1 protein-coding gene is annotated in these 296 nt (G+C 64.2%); it reads right to left on the bottom strand.

Going from position 1 to position 296, the window contains the following annotated elements:
• Nucleotides 1-296, bottom strand: a 296-nt coding sequence (locus EN852_RS39190; protein ID WP_135879933.1) for a 5'-methylthioadenosine/S-adenosylhomocysteine nucleosidase, incomplete at both ends; no start/stop codon positions are given.

Raw genomic sequence — 296 nt, 5'->3', positions numbered from 1 at the left:
GAGCTGCCAGCCGCGCAGGCAGGCGAAAGTCTCCATGTCGACCATGTCGGTATCCATGGCGTCATAGGCAGCGCCGGTGATGATCGCGCCGCCGGTCGAGAGCGTGGCGGTCTTGATGCCAGGAATGACGAAGGGCAGCGGCACCGTCACCGGCAGGTCGAGAAAAGGCGTGGCGCCTTTTTCGAAGCCGAGCGGTGAAGCGTCCATGTCGCGATAGCTCACCGACACGGCCTGGTAGATCTCAGCCTGCTCCAGCTTGCGGCTGCCGGCCGAGCCCAGCGAAACGATCAGATTCG

Source organism: Mesorhizobium sp. M2E.F.Ca.ET.209.01.1.1 (genome assembly GCF_004010375.2).
Classification (GTDB): Bacteria; Pseudomonadota; Alphaproteobacteria; order Rhizobiales; family Rhizobiaceae; genus Mesorhizobium.
This window is presented reverse-complemented; position numbering and strand designations above follow the sequence as displayed.